The organism is Streptomyces sp. NPDC052101, from assembly GCF_040680235.1.
Lineage (GTDB): Bacteria > Actinomycetota > Actinomycetes > Streptomycetales > Streptomycetaceae > Streptomyces.
This window is the reverse complement of the sequence record NZ_JBFAWH010000058.1, coordinates 1-18,645: the sequence shown is the minus strand read 5'-3', so window position 1 is coordinate 18,645 and position 18,645 is coordinate 1. Positions and strand designations below refer to the sequence as shown.

The 18,645-nt window shown below is 70.9% G+C and carries 16 protein-coding genes and 1 pseudogene; 7 read left to right on the top strand and 10 right to left on the bottom strand.

The window, feature by feature from the left end; translation table 11 throughout:
* Window positions 1-83: 83 nt before the first annotated feature.
* From AB0L75_RS41640 to pepN, 3 genes are all read right to left on the bottom strand, one after another.
* Window positions 84-614, bottom strand: a complete 531-nt coding sequence (locus tag AB0L75_RS41640) for a GNAT family protein (RefSeq protein ID WP_365191493.1) — start codon at window positions 612-614, stop codon at window positions 84-86.
* Window positions 615-721: 107 nt separating this feature from the next.
* Window positions 722-1,759 (bottom strand): hypothetical protein, encoded by a 1,038-nt coding sequence (locus AB0L75_RS41635; protein WP_365191492.1) that lies wholly within the window; start codon window positions 1,757-1,759, stop codon window positions 722-724.
* Between the two features lie 217 nt (window positions 1,760-1,976).
* Window positions 1,977-4,568, bottom strand: a complete 2,592-nt coding sequence (pepN, locus tag AB0L75_RS41630) for an aminopeptidase N (RefSeq protein WP_365191491.1) — start codon at window positions 4,566-4,568, stop codon at window positions 1,977-1,979.
* A 148-nt stretch (window positions 4,569-4,716) separates the two neighbouring features.
* Between pepN and AB0L75_RS41625 the strand changes: the two genes are divergently transcribed.
* Window positions 4,717-5,361 carry a DsbA family protein gene (locus AB0L75_RS41625; protein ID WP_365191490.1) on the top strand — a complete coding sequence of 215 codons (645 nt, stop codon included), beginning with the start codon at window positions 4,717-4,719 and terminating at the stop codon, window positions 5,359-5,361.
* Window positions 5,362-5,440: 79 nt separating this feature from the next.
* On the opposite strand, the gene AB0L75_RS41620 is transcribed toward AB0L75_RS41625, so the two are convergent.
* From AB0L75_RS41620 to AB0L75_RS41610, 3 genes are all read right to left on the bottom strand, one after another.
* Window positions 5,441-5,875, bottom strand: a complete 435-nt coding sequence (locus AB0L75_RS41620) for a DUF3887 domain-containing protein (protein ID WP_365191489.1) — start codon at window positions 5,873-5,875, stop codon at window positions 5,441-5,443.
* A 175-nt stretch (window positions 5,876-6,050) separates the two neighbouring features.
* Complete coding sequence (locus tag AB0L75_RS41615) at window positions 6,051-6,698, bottom strand: superoxide dismutase (protein ID WP_365191488.1); 648 nt, start codon at window positions 6,696-6,698, stop codon at window positions 6,051-6,053.
* A gap of 119 nt (window positions 6,699-6,817) precedes the next feature.
* Window positions 6,818-8,203: an amino acid permease gene (locus AB0L75_RS41610; RefSeq protein WP_365191487.1), complete on the bottom strand. Its 1,386-nt coding sequence runs from the start codon at window positions 8,201-8,203 to the stop codon at window positions 6,818-6,820.
* A 408-nt stretch (window positions 8,204-8,611) separates the two neighbouring features.
* Between AB0L75_RS41610 and AB0L75_RS41605 the strand changes: the two genes are divergently transcribed.
* On the top strand, window positions 8,612-9,193 hold the full coding sequence (locus AB0L75_RS41605) for a biotin transporter BioY (RefSeq protein WP_365191486.1): 582 nt from the start codon (window positions 8,612-8,614) through the stop codon (window positions 9,191-9,193).
* Here AB0L75_RS41605 and AB0L75_RS41600 read toward each other — a convergent pair.
* Entirely contained in the window at window positions 9,190-10,512 is a 1,323-nt protein-coding gene (locus AB0L75_RS41600) for an FAD-binding oxidoreductase (protein ID WP_365191485.1), read from the bottom strand. The genes AB0L75_RS41605 and AB0L75_RS41600 overlap by 4 nt on opposite strands.
* Before the next feature lie 77 nt (window positions 10,513-10,589).
* Window positions 10,590-12,017 carry an amino acid permease gene (locus tag AB0L75_RS41595; RefSeq protein WP_365191484.1) on the bottom strand — a complete coding sequence of 476 codons (1,428 nt, stop codon included), beginning with the start codon at window positions 12,015-12,017 and terminating at the stop codon, window positions 10,590-10,592.
* 236 nt (window positions 12,018-12,253) lie between these two features.
* On the opposite strand from AB0L75_RS41595, the gene AB0L75_RS41590 reads away from it, so the two are divergent.
* Together AB0L75_RS41590 and AB0L75_RS41585 are read left to right on the top strand one after the other, a co-directional pair.
* A complete protein-coding gene (locus AB0L75_RS41590) occupies window positions 12,254-12,739 on the top strand; it encodes a ribose-5-phosphate isomerase (protein WP_365191483.1) in 486 nt (161 codons plus the stop codon).
* A gap of 120 nt (window positions 12,740-12,859) precedes the next feature.
* Complete coding sequence (locus AB0L75_RS41585) at window positions 12,860-13,669, top strand: DNA-formamidopyrimidine glycosylase family protein (RefSeq protein ID WP_365191482.1); 810 nt, start codon at window positions 12,860-12,862, stop codon at window positions 13,667-13,669.
* A 1-nt stretch (window position 13,670) separates the two neighbouring features.
* Here the strand turns inward: AB0L75_RS41585 and AB0L75_RS41580 are convergent, their stop codons facing one another.
* On the bottom strand, window positions 13,671-14,909 hold the full coding sequence (locus AB0L75_RS41580; RefSeq protein ID WP_365191481.1) for a GNAT family N-acetyltransferase: 1,239 nt from the start codon (window positions 14,907-14,909) through the stop codon (window positions 13,671-13,673).
* 188 nt (window positions 14,910-15,097) lie between these two features.
* Between AB0L75_RS41580 and AB0L75_RS41575 the strand changes: the two genes are divergently transcribed.
* Together AB0L75_RS41575 and AB0L75_RS41570 are read left to right on the top strand one after the other, a co-directional pair.
* The gene (locus tag AB0L75_RS41575) at window positions 15,098-16,270 is read left to right on the top strand and encodes a PP2C family protein-serine/threonine phosphatase (RefSeq protein WP_365191480.1); all 1,173 of its coding nucleotides are present in this window, start codon (window positions 15,098-15,100) and stop codon (window positions 16,268-16,270) included.
* A gap of 38 nt (window positions 16,271-16,308) precedes the next feature.
* On the top strand, window positions 16,309-16,794 hold the full coding sequence (locus AB0L75_RS41570) for an HD domain-containing protein (RefSeq protein WP_365191479.1): 486 nt from the start codon (window positions 16,309-16,311) through the stop codon (window positions 16,792-16,794).
* Here the strand turns inward: AB0L75_RS41570 and AB0L75_RS41565 are convergent.
* A pseudogene (locus tag AB0L75_RS41565) lies at window positions 16,791-17,846 on the bottom strand (acyltransferase family protein). The gene AB0L75_RS41570 and the pseudogene AB0L75_RS41565 overlap by 4 nt on opposite strands.
* 161 nt (window positions 17,847-18,007) lie before the next feature.
* On the opposite strand from AB0L75_RS41565, the gene AB0L75_RS41560 reads away from it, so the two are divergent.
* Window positions 18,008-18,645: IS630 family transposase (locus AB0L75_RS41560; protein ID WP_365191502.1), on the top strand; the 638-nt coding region annotated here is incomplete at its 3' end.

Genomic DNA, 18,645 nt, shown 5'->3' with positions numbered 1-18,645 from the left:
CGTGTACCGTGTCCCGCTCGGCCGTCGCCCGCCGGACTCGTCCGTCCGGGTGAATCCGCCGCGGTCACCCGCGGTGACCGGGCTCAGTCGTGCGGGGGCAGCGGATCGTCGCGCAGCACGCTGTAGGCGACGCCGTCCCGCCACTGCCCGTCCCGGAAGACGATGCCGCGCAGCACGCCCTCGCGGGTGAAGCCGGCCTTCTCCAGGGCCCGTTGCTCGGCGATGTTCCCGGCCTCGGTGTCGGCCTCGATCCGCATCACGGGGGTGTGGGCGAACAGGTAGCGCACGAGCCGCAGTTGGGCCCGGCTGCCGATGCCCCGCCCGCGGGCCTCGGGCAGCAGCTGGGCGCCGATGTTCCAGCAGTGGGTCGTCGGCGAGACGACGACCTTGCGCCAGGCCACGAAGCCGAGCGGCTCGGTACCGGCCGTGACGATCAGCTGGCCGCCGTCCTCGCCGAGCATCCCGTTCTCCGCCCAGCGCCGCCGGAACCGGCCGGGGTCCGGGTAGCCGTACCACTGGAAGGGGCCGGCCGCGGCGGGGTCGGTGAGGAAGCGTTCCAGCATGGGCAGGTCGGTCTCGCGGACGGGCCGCAGACCCACGGTCTCATCGGTCACACCGGTCACAGTAATCATGAGGAGGGGCCACCGGAACCGGCCCGGTGGCCCCTCCTCTCCCCTCCTGAGGGCTCCCCGTGGCCCTCCTGATGCCTCCCGGTCCGTCACTACCGGGGAAGCACCACGACATAGGCGGCCGGGTCGCGGTCGGCGGACGCCATCAGGGCGGTACGGACCACCGTCGCCTGCTGTTCCATCGCCTTCCTGAGCTTCTTCGGGGTGATGTACACGACCGTGATCCCCAGCCGTTCCAGGTGCTCGCGCTTGCGGGCGTACTCCGACCAGAGCGCGTCGTCGTCCTGGCGCGGGGCCCTGGTGTCCAGCTCCACCGCCACCGCCTGGTCGGGCCAGTACGCGTCCAGGCCGCCGAGGTGCGGGCCGCCGGGCAGCCGCAGGTCGACGTTCCAGACGGGGTCGGGCAGGCCGTACTCGCTGACCATCTGGTACAGCCGGTCCTCGGCGATCGAGCGGCCCTCGGCGAGGAGCGCGTCCACGGCGTCCACCACATGGGGCCGGTTCAGCAGCTTGGCGTTGGTCAACTCCCGTACGACGGAGGCCGGTTCGCAGTGGCCGCCGCGCACCGCCTCGGTCAGCAGCCGGCGTACCGCCTGCGCGTCCGTCAGCTCCGCCACCGCGTCGGCCAGCGCCCGCGGCACCGGCGCCACCGGCAGGCCCGTCAGCAGGTTGGGCCTCGGTAGCCCGGGGGTGCGCAGGACGTGGACGTACCCCGCGGAGCGCAGCCGGCGCAGCCGCGGGATCAGGACGTCGACGCGGTCCAGCGCGTTCAGCGGCGGGGTGGCCGAGAAGCCGTAGAGGGTGAGGGCGGCCAGGCCCGTGACCATCGCCTCCGGGTAGACCGCCCGGTGCGGCTCCTCCGCCGTCGGCTGGGCCGGGACGCCGGGCGTCGACTCGCGGGCCGCGTACAGCAGGGCCCCGTGCAGACGTTCCTCGCTCGTCGGCGGGCCGGGATGCAGCAGGACCACGTTGGGCAGCAGCAGCTGCCAGGGGCCGCCGGGGCGGCAGTGCTCGTTCAGTTCGGCCGTCGTCACGCCGTGCGAGCGGAGCTGAGCCGCCGTCAGGACCCGGCGGTGCACCTCGGTGAGGTGGCGGAGGGGGCGGGGGGAGAGCGGGGTGTTGTGCGTCATGGCGTCGGGATTCCCGCGGTCGATCCCCCAATTAACCGCTGTTACAGGGCCGTCGAAGAATACGGACAAGGTGGGACTAAAGGTCAGGTGTTCGGATACCGAGTAGGGAGAGGAAACCCCTGGTCCGATCGGGTGCGGACCAGGGGTTACGGGTCCGATGGAACGAATTCCGTAACGGTCACCGGCGGCCCAAGCTCAGGCCAATGATCGGGTGGGATCAGACGCCGTCCGCCGTCGCGTCGCACTCCTGTGCGCGCAGCGCCCGCGCCAGGTCGTCCCGCGCCTCCAGCACCAGCCGGCGCAGCGCCGGCGCCGCCTCCCGGTGCGCCTGAAGCCACGCGTCCGTCGCCGCCAGCGTCTCGGGCCGGTCCTGCAGGGCCGGGAACAGGCCCCGTACGACGTCCATGCCGATCTGGATCGACCGCTCCCGCCACACCCGCTCGATCGCCGCGAAGTACTTCTGCGCGTACGGCGCGGCCAACTCCCGCTGCGAAGGCTGGTCGAAGCCCGCGATCGTCGCCTCCACCAGCGCGTTGGACAGCGCGTCGGACTCCACCACCTGCGCCCACGCCTGCGCCTTGACCGCCGCCGACGGGCGGGCCGCGAGGCAGCGCACCTGGTGCCGCTTGCCGGACGCCGTGTCGTCGCGGGCCAGCTCCGCCGCGAGGACGGACTCGTCGGCCACGCCGTGCGCCGCCAGCGGCTCCAGGAACGCCCAGCGCAGCTCCTGGTCGACGTCCAGGCCGTCGATCGTCGACGTGCCGTCCAGCAGATCCGTCAGCAGCTTCAGATCCGGCTCGGAGTGGGCCGCGGTCGCGAAGAACCGCGCCCAGGCCAGCTGGTGCTCGCTGCCCGGCTCGGCCGTCCGCAGCTCCCGCAGGGCACCCTCCGCCAGCAGCTCACCGCCGGTCGCCCGCCACTCGGGCGCCACATAGTGCACCAGCGCCGAGTGCGCCCACGCGTGCAGCATCTGCAGCACGCCGATGTCGGACTCGCGGCCCGCGAACCGCAGCACCAGATCGACGAAGTCCCGCGCCGGCAGCAGCGCGTCCCGGGTCAGGTTCCACAGCGCCGACCAGCACAGGGCACGGGCCAGCGGGTCGGTCAGCGCACCCAGGTGCTCCCTGAGCGTGGCCAGCGAGGTGTCGTCGAAGCGGATCTTGCAGTACGTCAGGTCGTCGTCGTTGACCAGCACCAGCTCCGGGGCCTCGGCGCCCGCCAGGTCCGCGACGACCGTGCGCGGGCCGTCCACGTCGGTCTCCACGCGCGCGTACCGCTCCAGCGCGCCCTCGGGCGTACGGCGGTACAGGCCCACCGCGATCCGGTGCGGGCGCTCCTCGGGATGCGACTCGGGCGCCTCCTGCACCACCGCCAGCTCGGCCACCCGGCCCGCCGGGTCCAGCAGCACCTGCGGCGTCAGCGAGTTGACCCCGGCCGTCTGCAGCCATGCCCGCGCCCACGCCGACATGTCCCGGCCGCTGGTCTCGCCCAGCACCGACAGCAGGTCGCCGAGGCGCGTGTTGCCGTACGCGTGCCGTTTGAAGTAGCGGCGGGCGCCCTCCAGGAACGCGTCCTGGCCGACGTACGCCACCAGCTGCTTGAGCACCGAGGCGCCCTTGGCGTAGGTGATGCCGTCGAAGTTCAGCTTGGCGTCCTCCAGGTCATGGATGTCCGCCGTGACCGGGTGCGTGGAGGGCAGCTGGTCCGCGCGGTACGCCCAGGCCTTGCGGCGGTTGGCGAAGGTGATCCAGGCGTCGGTGAAGCGGGTCGCGCCGACGGCTCCGAACGTGCCCATGAAGTCCGCGAAGGACTCCTTCAGCCACAGGTCGTCCCACCACTCCATGGTCACGAGGTCGCCGAACCACATGTGCGCCATCTCGTGCAGGATGACGTTGGCCCGCGCCTCGTACGACGCCTGCGTCACCTTGCCGCGGAAGATGTACTCCTCGCGGAAGGTCACCAGTCCCGGGTTCTCCATCGCGCCCAGGTTGTACTCCGGCACGAACGCCTGGTCGTACTTGCCGAACGGGTACGGGTAGTCGAAGTGGTCGTGGAAGAAGTCCAGGCCCTGCTTGGTGATCAGGAAGACGTCGTCGGCGTCGAAGTGCGGGGCGAGCCCCTTGCGGCACAGCGCGCCGAGCGGGATCTCCAGCTTGCTGCCGTCCTCGAAGGTGCGGGTGTAGGAGTCGGTCGCGTAGTGGTACGGGCCCGCCACCACGCAGGTGATGTACGTCGAGATCGGCTTGGTCTCCGCGAACTTCCAGACGCCGTCGGCCAGTTCGCCCGCGCCGTTGCTCCACACCGTCCAGCCCTCCGGCGCCCGCACCTCGAAGCGGTACGGCGCCTTCAGGTCCGGCTGCTCGAAGTTCGCGAAGACGCGGCGGGAGTCCGCCGGCTCGTACTGGGTGTAGAGATAGACCTCGCCGTCCTCGGGGTCGACGAAGCGGTGCAGGCCCTCGCCGGTGCGCGAGTACGCGCACTGGGCGTCCACCACCAGTTCGTTCTCCCCGGCCAGGTCCTCCAGCAGGATCCGCGAGCCGTCGAAGACCTGGCCCGGGTCCAGGTCCCGGCCGTTGAGCGAGACCGAGGTCACGCTCGGCGCGACCAGATCGGCGAAGCTCGACGCGCCCGGCTCGTTGCAGCGGAAGCGGATCGTGGTCACCGAGCGGAACGTGCGCGGCGCCCCGCCCTTGGGGTCCCCGTCGCCGATGACGGCGGACCTCAGGTCCAGGGACACGTCGTACCCGTCGACGGACAGCAGAGCGGCCCGCTCCCGGGCCTCGTCGCGGGACAGATTCTCACCGGGCACGGGCGGCACTCCCTCGTGGTCGCGTGGATGACGGCTGAACAGGACCGATCCTGCCATGTGCCCCTGACAGGGGGCAGCAGGGAATGGCCGAGCGGACACGAGCGTTCCTGGGGGAATACCGGAAAGCGTTCCCCCCTTGAGGAGAGACATGTCGGAGAAGACCCCCGTCGACTTCTGGTTCGACCCGGTGTGCCCCTGGGCCTGGATGACCTCCCGCTGGGTCCTGGAAGTGGAGAAGGTCCGCGACATCGAGGTCCGATGGCACGTGATGAGCCTGTCGGTGCTCAACGAGGACAGGCTGGACGAGCTGCCGGAGGAGTACGCCGAGAACATGCGGCCCGGCGGCAAGACCTGGTGGCCGGTCCGGGTGGTGACCGCCGCCCAGCAGCTGCACGGCGACGACGTGGTCGGCAGCCTCTACACCGCGCTCGGCACCCGCTTCCACAACGAGGGCCTCGGCGTGAACCGCGACAGCATCGCCGCCGCCCTCGCCGACGCGGACCTGCCCGCCGACCTCATCGAGTTCGGCGACAAGGACACCTACGACGCGGAGCTGCGCGCCTCCCACAAGGAGGGCATCGACAAGGTCGGCCAGGACGTCGGCACCCCGGTCATCGCGCTGCCCGGCCCCGACGGGGAGCAGATCGCCTTCTTCGGCCCGGTCGTCACGCCCGCCCCGAAGGGCGAGGAGGCGGCCCGCCTCTGGGACGGCGCGGTCGCCGTCGCCTCGGTACCGGGCTTCTACGAGATCAAGCGCACCCGCACCAAGGGCCCGGACTTCAGCAACCTGTAGGTCCGCCTCGCACCGCCCGGTGAACGGGCCCGGCGCCGCTCGGCGCCGGGCCCGTTCACATGACCAGGTGACCAGGTGGCTAGGTGAGCGGCGCGCCCGGCTTGAGGAAGAACAGGCCGGTGATGGCCCCGGCCCTGTCGAAGCTCACGCGGAACTCGCCGGGGCCGTGCTCCATCCGCAGGGGCACGCTGACCACGGTGAACTGGCCGAACGCGACATCCTTGGGATTCTGGTGCGACCGATAGTCGCCGAACTGGGCCTCGTAGTTCCGCCACGCCTTCTCGAGCGCGTCCGGAGGCAGCTGTCTGCGCACCGTCGCGTCGAAGTGGGCGGTGGCGGCTGTGTAGTCGCCCTTCACGATGTCGTCGAGTGTCTGCAGTGCGATCGTGTCGTCCTGAGGTGCGGCCAGTGCGGAAGCCTGAGCCGGCAGGAGCGCGGACGCGGCCAGCGCGACCGTGCCCACCGCCCGGGCGAGGCGCCGCCTGCCGCCGCGTGCGATGCCGTTGTCGGACATGCCTCCATCGTGCGCCTGCCGCACTCCGTGCGCATGCCGGACGGCCGCGACCAGGGCTTTTGACGTGGGAGCCAGGGGAAGGCCCCGCGAGTCATGTCCTCGCGGGGCCTTCCGTTCATCCGCCTGCCTGCGCGAAGGGTGAGAAGACGATCACGAGGCAGGACGACTCGACGGCTCAGGGAGCCATGAGCAGCACATCGGCGCGGGACCTGGCGGCCGCGTAACGGCGGGCCACGTCCTGCCAGTTGACGACCTGCCACATCGCCTCGATGAAGTCCACCTTCTGGTTGCGGTACTGCAGATAGAAGGCGTGCTCCCAGGCGTCGAACACCAGGATCGGGGTGGCACCCTGGCCGGCGTTGCCCTGGTGGTCGTAGACCTGTTCCACGATCAGCCGGCCGCTCAGCGGCTCGTACGCCAGCACGCCCCAGCCCGAACCCTGCGTGGTGGCCGCGGCCTTGGACAGCTGGGCCTTGAAGGCGGCGAAGGAGCCGAAGGACTCCTTGACCGCCTCCGCCAGCTCGCCCACGCCGTCGGCGGCGAGCGGCTCGCCGCCGCCGTCCTTCGGGCCGGTCATGTTCTGCCAGTAGACGCTGTGCAGGATGTGCCCGGAGAGGTGGAAGGCCAGGTTCTTCTCCAGCCCGTTGATCGAGCCCCACGCCTCTCTGTCCCGCGCCTCCGCCAGCTGCTCCAGCGTGTCGTTGGCGCCCTTCACATAGGCCGCGTGGTGCTTGTCGTGGTGCAGCTCGATGATCTCCGGGCTGATCACGGGGGCCAGCGCGGAGTAGTCGTAGGGCAGGTCGGGCAGCGTGTAGACGGGCATGGGTGATCCCCTCCGGAACCTTATTGCAAGTTACTTGCAACTACACGCTACCAACAACAGTCTCGGGGCAACAGAAAGGCCCCCACGTGTCGCACGTGGGGGCCGTTGCCGGTTGGGGCTCAGCGCCTGGCGCGGACCCGCTGCCAGAGGTAGCCCGCCGCCGCGAGCACCAGCGTCATCCCGCCGGTCGAGTACAGCTGCACGCGCGTGTCCGCCTCGCGGGCCATCAGGGCGAAGATCGTGGCCATGCCCGCCAGGGCGACCCAGGTCAGCCAGGGGAAGGCCCACATGCGCACGACCAGCTTCTCGGGGGCCTCGCGCTCGATACGGCGGCGCAGCAGCAGCTGGGAGACCGCGATGAAGATCCAGACGACCAGGATGACCGCGCCGATCATGTTCAGCAGCCACTTGAAGACGTCGTCCGGCCGCCAGTAGCTGAGCAGCACGCAGACGAAGCCGAGCACACAGGAGGTGAGGACCGCGATGCGCGGGACCCCGCCGGACAGCTTCGCCAGCGCCTTCGGGCCCTGGCCGCGCTCGACCAGCGAGAAGGCGATGCGCGAGGAGCCGTAGATGTTGGCGTTCATCGCCGAGAGCAGGGCGGCCAGGACGACCACCTTCATCACCCCGCCCGCGCCCGGGATGCCGAGGTGGTCGAGCGTGGCGACGTACGGGCCGTTCGTCACGACGTCCTGGGAATGCCACGGGACCAGGGTGACGACGACCGCCATGGAGCCGATGTAGAAGAGGGCGATCCGCCACATCGCCGTACGGACGGCGGACGCCACGCCCTTGACCGGGTTCTCCGACTCCGCCGCCGCGATGGTGACGGTCTCCAGGCCGCCGTAGGCGAAGACGGACGCGAGCAGGCCGATGATCAGGCCGTTGCCGCCGTGCGGCAGGAAGTGGTTCAGGTTCGCGGTGCCGGGCGCGTCCGTGCCGGGCAGCACACCGGTGATGGCCAGCACGCCGAGGATCAGGAACAGGCTGATCGCGCCGACCTTCAGCGCCGCGAACCAGAACTCGAACTCGCCGAAGTTCTTCACGGCGGCCAGGTTCGTCCCGCAGAACACGACCATGAACAGCGCGACCCAGAGCCACTCGGGCGTGCCCGGCACCCAGCCGGAGACGATGTGCGCGGCGCCGATGCCCTCCAGGCCGACGGCCGTGCACAGCAGGATCCAGAAGGACCAGCCGGCCGCGAAGCCCGCCCACGGGCCGATCGCCCGCTCGGCGTGCGCCGAGAAGGAACCCGAGGACGGGTAGGCGGCGGACATCTCGCCCAGCATCCGCATCACCAGCATCACCAGCAGGCCGGAGAGCGTGTAGGCGATCACGATGGACGGGCCGGCGGCGGCGATGCCCGCGCCGGAGCCGACGAACAGGCCCGCGCCGATCACCCCGCCCAGGGCGATCATCGACAGATGGCGCTGCTTGAGACCGTGGGAGAGCGAGTGGCCGTCCTCTTGCTGCGGCGGCGTCTCGGTGGTCGTACTGCTGGGCATGGGTGCGGCTCTTCCCCCTGTAATGGGCGGGTAAAAACCCCGTCAGTCTGGGCGGCCCGTCCGCTCAGCCGGAGGGATTGCCCAGTATCCGGACACCGGGCGTACACAGGGTGAACCGGCGGTTACGCGGCCTCGGGCGCCGGTGTGCGGCGCGAGGCGTCGCCCTGTGTCTGGCGGTCCTGTGGGCTTTGGCGGGAACCTACAGTCGTGGTGCGGTGCGGGGGAGTGAGCTGAGCGTCTCTACCTCAGTGACCGGTATCACGCCCGACCGCGTGTAAGCAGCACCCTTTGTTCGAAGGTCACGAAGGCGCTGTTCGACCCTTTGTCGAGCGCCGACGGTGATCGGCACAGGCCCGCTGGGATAGCGTCGCCGTGTCCCAACGTGCCCCCGTCACCCGCGGAGTCCCCATGAGCACCGCCACCGCCACCGCTCGCCCCGGCGCAGTCCTCGCCGACCTGCTCCCCTCCACCCGCGTCCGCGACGCGGCCCTCGTCGTCGGCGGCGCCGTGCTCACCGGCCTCGCGGCCCAGGTGGCCGTTCCGGTGCCCGGCTCCCCGGTGCCGGTGACCGGCCAGACCTTCGCCGCGCTGCTCGTCGGCACCGCGCTCGGCGCCCGCCGCGGCTTCCTCTCCCTCGCGCTGTACGCGCTCGCCGGCGTGGCCGGTGTGCCGTGGTTCGCGGGCGGCGCCTCCGGTGCCGGCATGGTCTCCTTCGGCTATGTCCTCGGCATGCTGCTCGCCTCGGCGGCCGTCGGCGCCCTGGCCCGGCGCGGCGCCGACCGCTCGCCGCTGCGCATGGCGGGCACGATGCTGCTCGGCGAGGCGATCATCTACGCCGTCGGCGTGCCCTACCTGGCCCTCGCCGCCGACCTGTCCCTCTCCCGGGCGGTCGCGCTCGGCCTCACCCCGTTCCTGATCGGCGACGCCCTCAAGGCCGCCCTGGCGATGGGCGCCCTGCCCACCGCCTGGAAGTTCGCGAACAAGCGCTAGACGCCGTAGTTCCTGCGGAAGAGGTTCGCCGGGTCATACGTTTCCTTGACCCGGGCGAGCCTCTTTCGCGTTTCGGGGCCGTACAGCCCCGCCCCGCCCCGGTCCCCGGCCCCGAAGACGAAGTTGAGCGACCGGCCGAGACGGTCGCCGGCGAGGAGCGCGAGGGCCGGATCGAGCACGGCCCGCGCCTGCTCCCGGTCCCCGACCGCCAGCAGCCGCACCAGGAACCGCCCTTCGCGGTACGGCACCGCGTTCGGCGCCGGCCGGGCGAGCGCCCCGCCCAGGTGGTTGATCTGCAGCACGCACATCAGGTCCGCCTCCGGCCCGGTCCTTCGCAGCAGTTCCCCGGCCCGCTCCACGTCGAGGTCCCGCAGTACCGCGCTGTCGCCGTAGTAGGTGTGCGGGAAGTCCGGGTCGCTGTGGATGGTGTGGCTCTCGGCGTACGGCAGCACGCGCAGCGAGTCCGACAGCGTCGGGCCGATCTCCCGCAGCGGGGCGACGATCTGCTCGCCGTCGGTGCCGGTGTAGGCCACCCGGATCGAGATCACGTACGTGCCGCGCAGGTGCGGCGGCAGCGCGGGCAGGTCCGGGTACGGCACGGCGGCGAAGGACGACGTCAGCCCGTCCGGCACGGTCCGTGTCCAGTTCTCGTACGCGCGCAGGGCGGCCGCCGGGTCCACCACGCGGCCGTCGAAGGCGAGCGAGCCGCCGTACAGCGTGCGCACCGGGACGAGTCCGATCTCCATCTCGGTGACCAGGGCGATGCTCTGCCCGGCGCCGAGCAGCGCCCAGTACAGCTCCGGGTCGGAGTCCGGCGTGACCCGGCGCAGCCGGCCGTCGGCGGTGACGACCTCCAGCCATCGCACATGGTCGGCGGCGTACCCGAACTCCCGTGCCAAGATGCCGAGTCCGCCGCCCAGGGTGTACGACACCGCGCCCACGCTCGGCGCCGAACCGTTCAGCGGCGCCAGCCCGTACGGCTCGGTGGCCTCGACCACCTGCCCCCAGCGCACCCCGGCCTGCACCCGGACGGTCCGTGCCGCGGGATCGACCACGATCCCGTCCATCCGCCGGGTGGTGATGAGCAGCCCGCCCGTGTAGCCGCCGGGCAGCCCGTGTCCGGTCGCCTGCACCCCGACGGGCAGGCCCTCGGCCGCCGCGTACCGTACGGCGGCCGCCACGTCGGCGGCCGAGCGGGCGGGCACGAGCACGGCGGGCCGCTGGGCGAACCCGAGCTGGAAACCGGCGAGTTCGTCGTCGTAACCGGTGTCACCGGGGTGCAGGAGGGGCAGGTCGAGGCGGTCGTCCACGTAGGTCATGGCATGCAGCATGGCCGCATAACCTGACAGGTACCGTCAGGTTATGCGGCCATGTTCCGTGATTCGGATCGATGCCGTCAGCCGGTGGTGACCTTCTCGGTCGCGTCGGCGACCGCGGTGCTCTCCGCGCGACCGGACTCGAACTTCTGCTTCACCAGGGCGATCACGACCACGACCGCGGCCACGCCGACCGAGAGCAGCACGGTGGTACGGCCGCTGCTCTCGCCCTTGGTGTCGGTCAGCATGTAACCGAGGACGAAGACGATGAAGGCGGCCGTCGCCCAGGTCAGGTACGGGTACAGCCACATCCTCACGACGAGCTTCTCCGGCGCCTCGCGCTGGATGATCTTCCGCATCCGCAGCTGCGAGAAGCAGATGACCAGCCACACGAACAGCGCCACCGCGCCGGAGGAGTTGACCAGGAAGAGGAAGACGGTCTTCGGGTACGCGTAGTTGAAGAAGACCGCCACGAAGCCGAAGACGACCGACGCCAGGATCGCCGTCATCGGTACACCACGAGAGGTGGTGCGGGCGAAGGCCTTCGGGGCGTCACCGCGCTGGCCGAGCGAGAAGGCCATGCGGGAGGCCGTGTAGAGGCCGGAGTTGAGGCAGGACAGCACCGAGGTCAGCACGATCACGTTCATGATCTGGCCGGCGTGCGCGATGCCGAGGGAGTCCAGGGCGGCGACGTAGGAGCCCTCCTTCTTGATGGAGGGGTCGTTCCACGGCAGCAGCGAGACGACGACCAGGATCGAGCCCAGGTAGAAGACGCCGATACGCCAGATGATGCTGTTGGTGGACTTGGTGACCGCGAGCCGCGGGTTCTCCGACTCGCCGGCCGCCAGGGTCGCGATCTCGCTGCCCATGAAGGAGAAGACGACCAGCAGCACACCGGTGAGGATGGTGCCGGGTCCGTGCGGCAGGAAGCCGCCGTGGTTCGTCAGGTTGCCGAAGCTCGCCTTGTCGGCGTGCACGCCCGGCAGGACGCCGAACACGGCCAGCAGACCGATGACGATGAACGCGCCGATCGCCACGACCTTGATGCCGGCGAACCAGAACTCGAACTCGCCGTAGGAGCCGACGGAGACGAGGTTGGTCGCGGTCAGCACGGTCATCACGATGAGCGCCCAGGCCCACTGCGGTACGTCCGGGACCCAGCCGTGCAGGATCCCGGCGCCGGCGGTGGCCTCGACGGCCAGCACGACGACCCAGAAGAACCAGTAGAGCCAGCCGATGGAGAAGCCGGCCCAGCGGCCGAGGGCACGGTCGGCGTGTGCGGAGAAGGAGCCGGAGGCGGGGTTGGCGGCGGACATCTCGCCGAGCATCCGCATCACGAGGACGACGAGGGTGCCGACCAGGGCGTACGACAGAAGGATGCCGGGTCCCGCGGTGGCGATACCGGAGCTGGAACCGACGAAGAGGCCGGCTCCGATGACACCACCGATCGCGATCATCGACAGATGGCGGTTCTTGAGTCCTGCTTGGAGGCCCGAACCAGGGGTCATGGACGGATTTCCTTTGCGCCAGGAGGAGCAGCTCGTATGAGCGGTGTACGAGTCGGTCCAGTGAATCCGAGGCGAACGGATTCGGGAACCTCTGAATCCGTATCGTTACTTGAGGTTCCCATGAGGTTCTATGGGTCTCCTCACATTTTTCGAGGCGCGGCGGGGCGTCTCGCAGGGCCCGGCAGGGCGCCGCACCCGAGGCTGCTGCCCTGAAACAGGCGTGTCACACTCATGGCATGCGCGTGTATCTCGGCTCCGACCATGCGGGCTACGAACTCAAGAACCACCTCGTCGAATGGCTCAAGGAGGCGGGGCACGAGCCCGTCGACTGCGGGCCGCACATCTACGACGCCCAGGACGACTACCCGCCCTTCTGCCTGCGTGCCGCGGAGCGGACGGCCGCGGACCCCGACGCCCTCGGCGTCGTGATCGGCGGCTCCGGCAACGGTGAGCAGATCGCCGCGAACAAGGTGAAGGGCGTGCGGGCGGCGCTGGCCTGGAGCGCGGAGACCGCGTCGCTCGGCCGGCAGCACAACAACGCCAACGTGGTGGCCGTGGGTGCGCGAATGCACAGCACGGAGGAGGCGACGAAGTTCGTCGAGACCTTCCTCAACACGCCGTTCTCCGGTGACGAGCGCCACATCCGCCGCATCGACATGCTGTCGGCGTACGAGACGGCAGGCACCCTGCCCCCGATCCCGGCCCACCACCCCCAGCAGTAGGCCCCACCCGCCCACCCGCACCCGCACCCGCCTCCGTCTCGCGACCGACCGAGGCCGAGGGGCGGGTGGGCGAAGTTCGGTCGGAGCGGGCGAAGATCGGTTGGAAAGGACAGCTCAGCCTTGCCTGAAGGGCATACCATTCACCGGCTGGCCCAGGACTACGCCGGGCGTTTCCAGGGGACGGCGCCCCGTGTGACCAGTCCGCAGGGCAAGTTCTCCGACGCCGCCGCTCTTCTGGACAGAGCCCCGCTGGCGGCCACCGAAGCCCACGGCAAGCACCTCTTCCTCCGCTTCCGGGACGCCGACTGGGTCCATATCCACCTCGGCCTGTTCGGCAAGGTCGGCTTCGGTGACGCCCCCGCGCCCCCGCCCACCGACACCGTCCGCCTCCGGCTCGCGAACGACACCGCCTACGTCGACCTCCGCGGCCCCACCACCTGCGCGCTGATCACCGAGGAGGAGAAGCGCGCCATACACGAACGCCTCGGCCCCGACCCGCTGCGCGCGGACGCCGACCCGGGCACGGCGTACCGACGGATCTCCCGCAGCCGTACGACGATCGCCGCGCTGCTGATGGACCAGAAGATCGTCGCCGGCGTCGGCAACGTCTACCGCGCCGAGGTCCTCTTCCGGCACGGCATCGACCCCTACCGCGCGGGCAGGGACCTCACCCCGGCCGAGTGGGACACCATCTGGACCGACCTCGTCGCGCTGATGCGGGAGGGGGTGCGGAACAACAGGATCGACACCGTACGGCCCGAACACACCCCGGAGGCCATGGGGCGGCCGCCACGCGTGGACGACCACGGCGGCGAGGTGTACGTGTACCGCCGCGCCACCCTGCCCTGCCACATCTGCGGCGACGGGATCCGCACCGCCGACCTCGCCGCCCGCAACCTCTTCTGGTGCCCCACCTGCCAGAGGAAATGACTCAGAAGCCGTGCGGAAGCCACGGAGCCAGCGGTGAGCCGAACGCCACCGCCGCCTTCGCCAGCGCCCCCGGCCGCAGCTCCCGTACCCGCCCGGCCGCCGCCAGCGACAGCAGCGGGACCCCGCCGAGATAGGCCGCGCCCAACTCCCGTACCGACAAGGTGAGATCGGCCGCGTCCGTGGTCCGCTCGCAGGTCGCGCCCTTCGGGTCCCCGGAGAGCCGCCAACGCCCCGCGTTCCAGGGGCAGAAGGCGTCCTCGACGTCGAACACGACGTCCAGCGGGGCCTGGTAGGTGCGCGCCGACAGAGCCTTGCCGACCTCGACCAGCCGGACATGGCCGCCGTCCCGCTGCCGCGGCCGGCAGCGCCGGATGTCGTCCACCACGTACTGCCAGGCGTCGTCCACCGGCCGGTGTCGCACCCTCAGGGTGGACATCAGGTCCATCCCGAACAGGAAACGCCACAGCGCGCCGTCGGTCGCCGGATCCAGCGCGGCCAGGTCCTCCAGCGTCACCGTGCCGTCGTGCCCGCTCGGGCCCCAGCCCATCTTGGTGCGGAACCGGGCGAACCCGGTGATCCGCCCCGCCCGCTCCGCGACCACGCACTGCAGCTCCGAGCCGCCGTCCCGCTCGCTCTCCGGGTCGAGCAGCCCGAACCTCTCCCAGCCGGGCCGCCGGGCCAGCATCCCGGGCCGGGCCGGCACCAGGGCCGCGTACACCGCCTCGCACTCGGCGAGGACGTCGGCGGGCTTCGCATACCGCACGCGTACGTCCTCGGTGCCGGCGGGCAGGGTCAGGCGGACCCGGCTCGTGTCGATCTCGGCGTCCAGCTGGAAGGTCGCCGCGCCGTACCCGAAGCGGCCGTAGATCGCGGGCTCGGACGCCATCAGCACCGCCAGCGGCTCGCCCAGCGCGCGCACGTCGTCCAGCTGCCGGCGCATCATCGAGGTCAGCAGCCCGCGCCGCCGGTGGGTGCCCGCCACGCTCACCATGGTGACGCCGGCCGCCGGGACCACGGCGCCGCCCGGCACGGTCATCCGGAAGCTGAACGCGCCCGCCGTGCCGACGATCTCGTCCCCGTCCCGCGCGGCCAGCGAGCGCTCGAACTCGGTGAGGGATCTGTCCAGTTCGCGTTCCTCGGCGGAGGCGGAACCGCCGAAGGCCCGGACCACGCCGTCCCACCAGCGGTCGAAGTCCTCCGGCGCCAGCACGGTCAATTCGGTCGTCTGTTCAGTCCCCATGTTCGGTCCCCATGAGCCATGCCTATCAGGGCATTGCGGGACGAGCCAGTGAATTTCCCTCGGAGGGCCGCGCGCCGGCCTCGCGTGCCGTTCACTGTGAGGACGAACCGCGAAGTGGAGCCTCGCACGGGGGACAAGTGGGACCTCCCGTGCCAAGCAGCCGGTCCGATGGATAGGGTCCCGAACTGATGGCAGCAGGACGAGAGCGGCGCGCGAAGGCCGAGACGTTCACGGCCCGGTGCAAGATGCAGTGGCACCGGGCCCGCACCGGGCTGCGCAGAAGCGCCGTGGACTACTTCCGCGGCGACGGCTCCGACTGGATCGCGTTCGTCGGACTGCTGCTCACCATCCCGGTCCTCATGGCCATGACCCTCGTCGACCCGGTGTGGTGCTCCCCGGCCACCCAGGTGCTGCCGATCATCGCGGGCGGCCTGCTGCTGCGCCCGGCGAGCCTGCTCGGCCTGTACGCGGCCGGCGCCACCGCGCTGATCGTGGAGTCGGTACGGCTCGGCCCGTACACCGAGGGACCGTCCCGGGTCACCCCGGGCGTGGTCCTGGTCGTGGCCGCGTGCGGTTTCTTCGGGCTGCTCACGGCACAGTTCCGCAGCCGGGTCGGGGTGCCCTGGCGGCGCGGCGGCACCATGCTGTTCGATCTGCGCGAGCGGATCCGGGTGCAGAGCAAGCTGCCGAAGCTGCCGCAGGGCTGGCACCACGAGATGGCGCTGCGGCCGGCCGGCGGACAGTCCTTCTCGGGCGACTTCGTCGTCGCGTCCCGCACCAACGGCGGCCGCACCCTGGAGGTCGTGCTCACGGACGTGTCCGGAAAGGGCATGGACGCCGGATCGCGCGCCCTGCTGCTGTCCGGCGCGTTCGGCGGCCTGCTCGGCTCGCTGCCGCCGCACGCCTTCCTCCCGGCCGCCAACGGCTATCTGCTGCGCCAGGACTGGGACGAGGGCTTCGCCACCTCCATCCATCTCGTCCTGGACCTGGACTCCGGCGACTACGAGCTGTACTCCGCCGGCCATCCGCCGGGGCTGCAGCTGAGCGCGGGCAGCGGACGCTGGGAGGAGAAGGCCGCCGAGGGACCGCTGCTCGGTGTGTACGACGGCGCCCAGTTCGACCCCGTGAAGGGCTCGCTGCGGCCGGGAGACGTGTTGATGCTGTTCACGGACGGTCTGGTGGAGACCTCCGACCGCGACATCGTCGAGGGCATCGACCGGCTCACCGGCGAGGCCGACCGCTATGTCGCCGGCGGCTTCCACGGCGCCGCCTGGCACCTCATCGAGGCGGTCGCGAAGGACGTCAACGACGACCGGGCCCTGCTCCTGATCTGCCGCCAGGCCTCGGCGACGCCCCGCTGAGCGACACACCGAGCGCCCCGCTGAGCGACACTGGGGCGATGACACAGCTCACGCTCGCCGAGGTAGAGGCCATCGCCCGTGCCGCCCACGAGGGGCAGACCGACAAGGCGGGGCGGCCGTACGCCGGCCATCTCGCCGCCGTGGCCGCGGGCGTGCGCGCCCGGGGCGGGGACGCGGAGCAGATCGCGGCGGCCTGGCTGCACGACTCCGTCGAGGACGACGCGCTGACCCGCGAGTGGCTGGGCGACGCGGCGCTGACCGACCGCACCAAGGCCATCGTGGACGCCCTCACCAAGCGGCCGGGGGAGGCCCCGGAGGCGTACGCGCGGCGGATCCTCGCCACCGAGGGCGCGCGGCTGGTGAAGGAGGCCGATCTGGCGCACAACTCCGACCCGGCGCGGCTGGCGGCCCTGGACGAGCCGACCCGGAGGCGACTGACCGAGAAGTACGCCCGGATGCGCGCACTTCTGGGTCTGGGGGAGCCGGGAAGGGGACCGGGAGCCGGGTCCCAGACCCGGTTCTAGGCACGGGCGAGTTCCGCCGCGTCCTGCTTGAACGCCCACTCCATCTTCGGCTCCATCGCGAACCGGAAGACCCGCTGCACGGGCTTGGTGCACAGCGCGGTGACGGCGGCGCCCGCGAGGAGGGTGACCAGGATCTCGCCGAACGGGTGGTGCAGCCAGGGGTGGTCGAACCAGCCGCGGTAGTCGGCGAACTTCACCAGGAACCCGTGCAGCAGATAGCCGTACAGGGTGCCCGCGCCCAGGGCCGTGAACCACATCGTGCGGCGCGGCACCCAGGCGAAGAAGCAGGCCGTCAGCAGCAGCGAGCAGCCCATCAGCGCGAGCGTCATCACCGGCCCGGACCACCAGGGCGCGCCCAGCTCCTGCGCGGAGTCGCGGTGGTAGAATCAGGCGGTGTTCATGCGCGGCACCGCCCACCAGCCGACCAGCAGCGCGGCGGCGAACACCGGCGCCGCGGCGATCCGCACCGAGCGGCGCCGTACCAGCTGGAAGTGCTCGGGCCGCATGCACAGGCCGAGCACGAAGTACGGCAGGAACTGCAGGACGCGCTGCAGATCGAGGTCGTCACCGATGTTCGGGGTGGCGGACGCCAGCATGGCGATGCCGAGGGCGACCGCGAACGGCGAGCGCACCACCTTCCAGATCGGTGTCGTCAGCCGCCAGATGAACAGGGCGACCAGGAACCAGGTCAGATACCAGGGATCGAGGAGAGAGATCTCCTCGTGCGAGCCCGTGACCAGGTTCTTGAAGAGCGGATAGGCGGTCTCGAAGACGACGTACGGCACCGCGACACCGGTGATCAGCCGCTTCAGCCGGTCCGGGCGCATGTCGAAACCGCGCGAGAAATAGCCGGAGATGATGATGAACGCCGGCATGTGGAAGCAGTACACGACGGTGTACACGCCCTCCAGGATCCGGCTGTCGCTCTTCAGCGGCTCCCATGCGTGCCCCATCGCGACGAGCACGATCGCCAGATACTTGGCGTTGTCGAAGAACGCGTCGCGCTGTCTGCCGGGTCCGTCCGCCTTCGCCGGTCCCTTCTGCGCGCTCATGGGGGTACGCGGACCGGGGACTCCGTCCACCGGCGACCGTGCCGGGGGGAGTGGCCTGCGGCTTGGGCCGGGAGACGAGGCGGCGTCAAACATCCCCGGCACCCTAGTGTCTCGTGATCCTGTTCGTGGAACCTGAGGCTGGTTGGCTCGTTGAGTTGAACATGGATCTCTCCTCTGAACAGATGGCGGAACTGCGGGAGTTGGCCGGTTCGCGGGATGTTCCGGTCGATGTGGCGCTTCGTGCACGGATCGTGTTGTGGTCCGGCGAGGGGCGGCGGCGTAAGGACATCGCCGAGCTCGCCGGTGTGGCGCCGCTGACGGTGGACCGCTGCAAGGCCCGTTATGCCGAGCGGGGGCTTGCCGGTTTGGAGGAGAAGCGCCGTGGCGGGCCGCGTACCCAGGTGCCGCCGCGCGTGCGGGCTCGGGTGATCGCTTTGACGAGGATGTCTCCGCCGACGGTATCCGGCCTGTCGCACTGGTCGACGCGGACGCTGGCCGACCACCTGAAGCAGCGGGAGGGCATCTCGGTGTCGTGGCATTACATCGCCCGCATCTGGCGTGAGGAGAATCTGAAGCCGCACCGCTCGGGCACTTTCAAGATCTCGAAGGACCCGGCGTTCGCGGAGAAGGTCGCCGATGTCGTCGGCTTGTACTTGGCTCCGCCCGGTGGTGCCGTGGTGCTGTCGATCGACGAGAAGACGCAGGTGCAGGCCCTGGACCGGACCCAGCCGGTGCTGCCGGTGGCCTTCGCGGCCGCGGAGAAGCGCACCCACGACTATGTGCGGCACGGCACCACCAA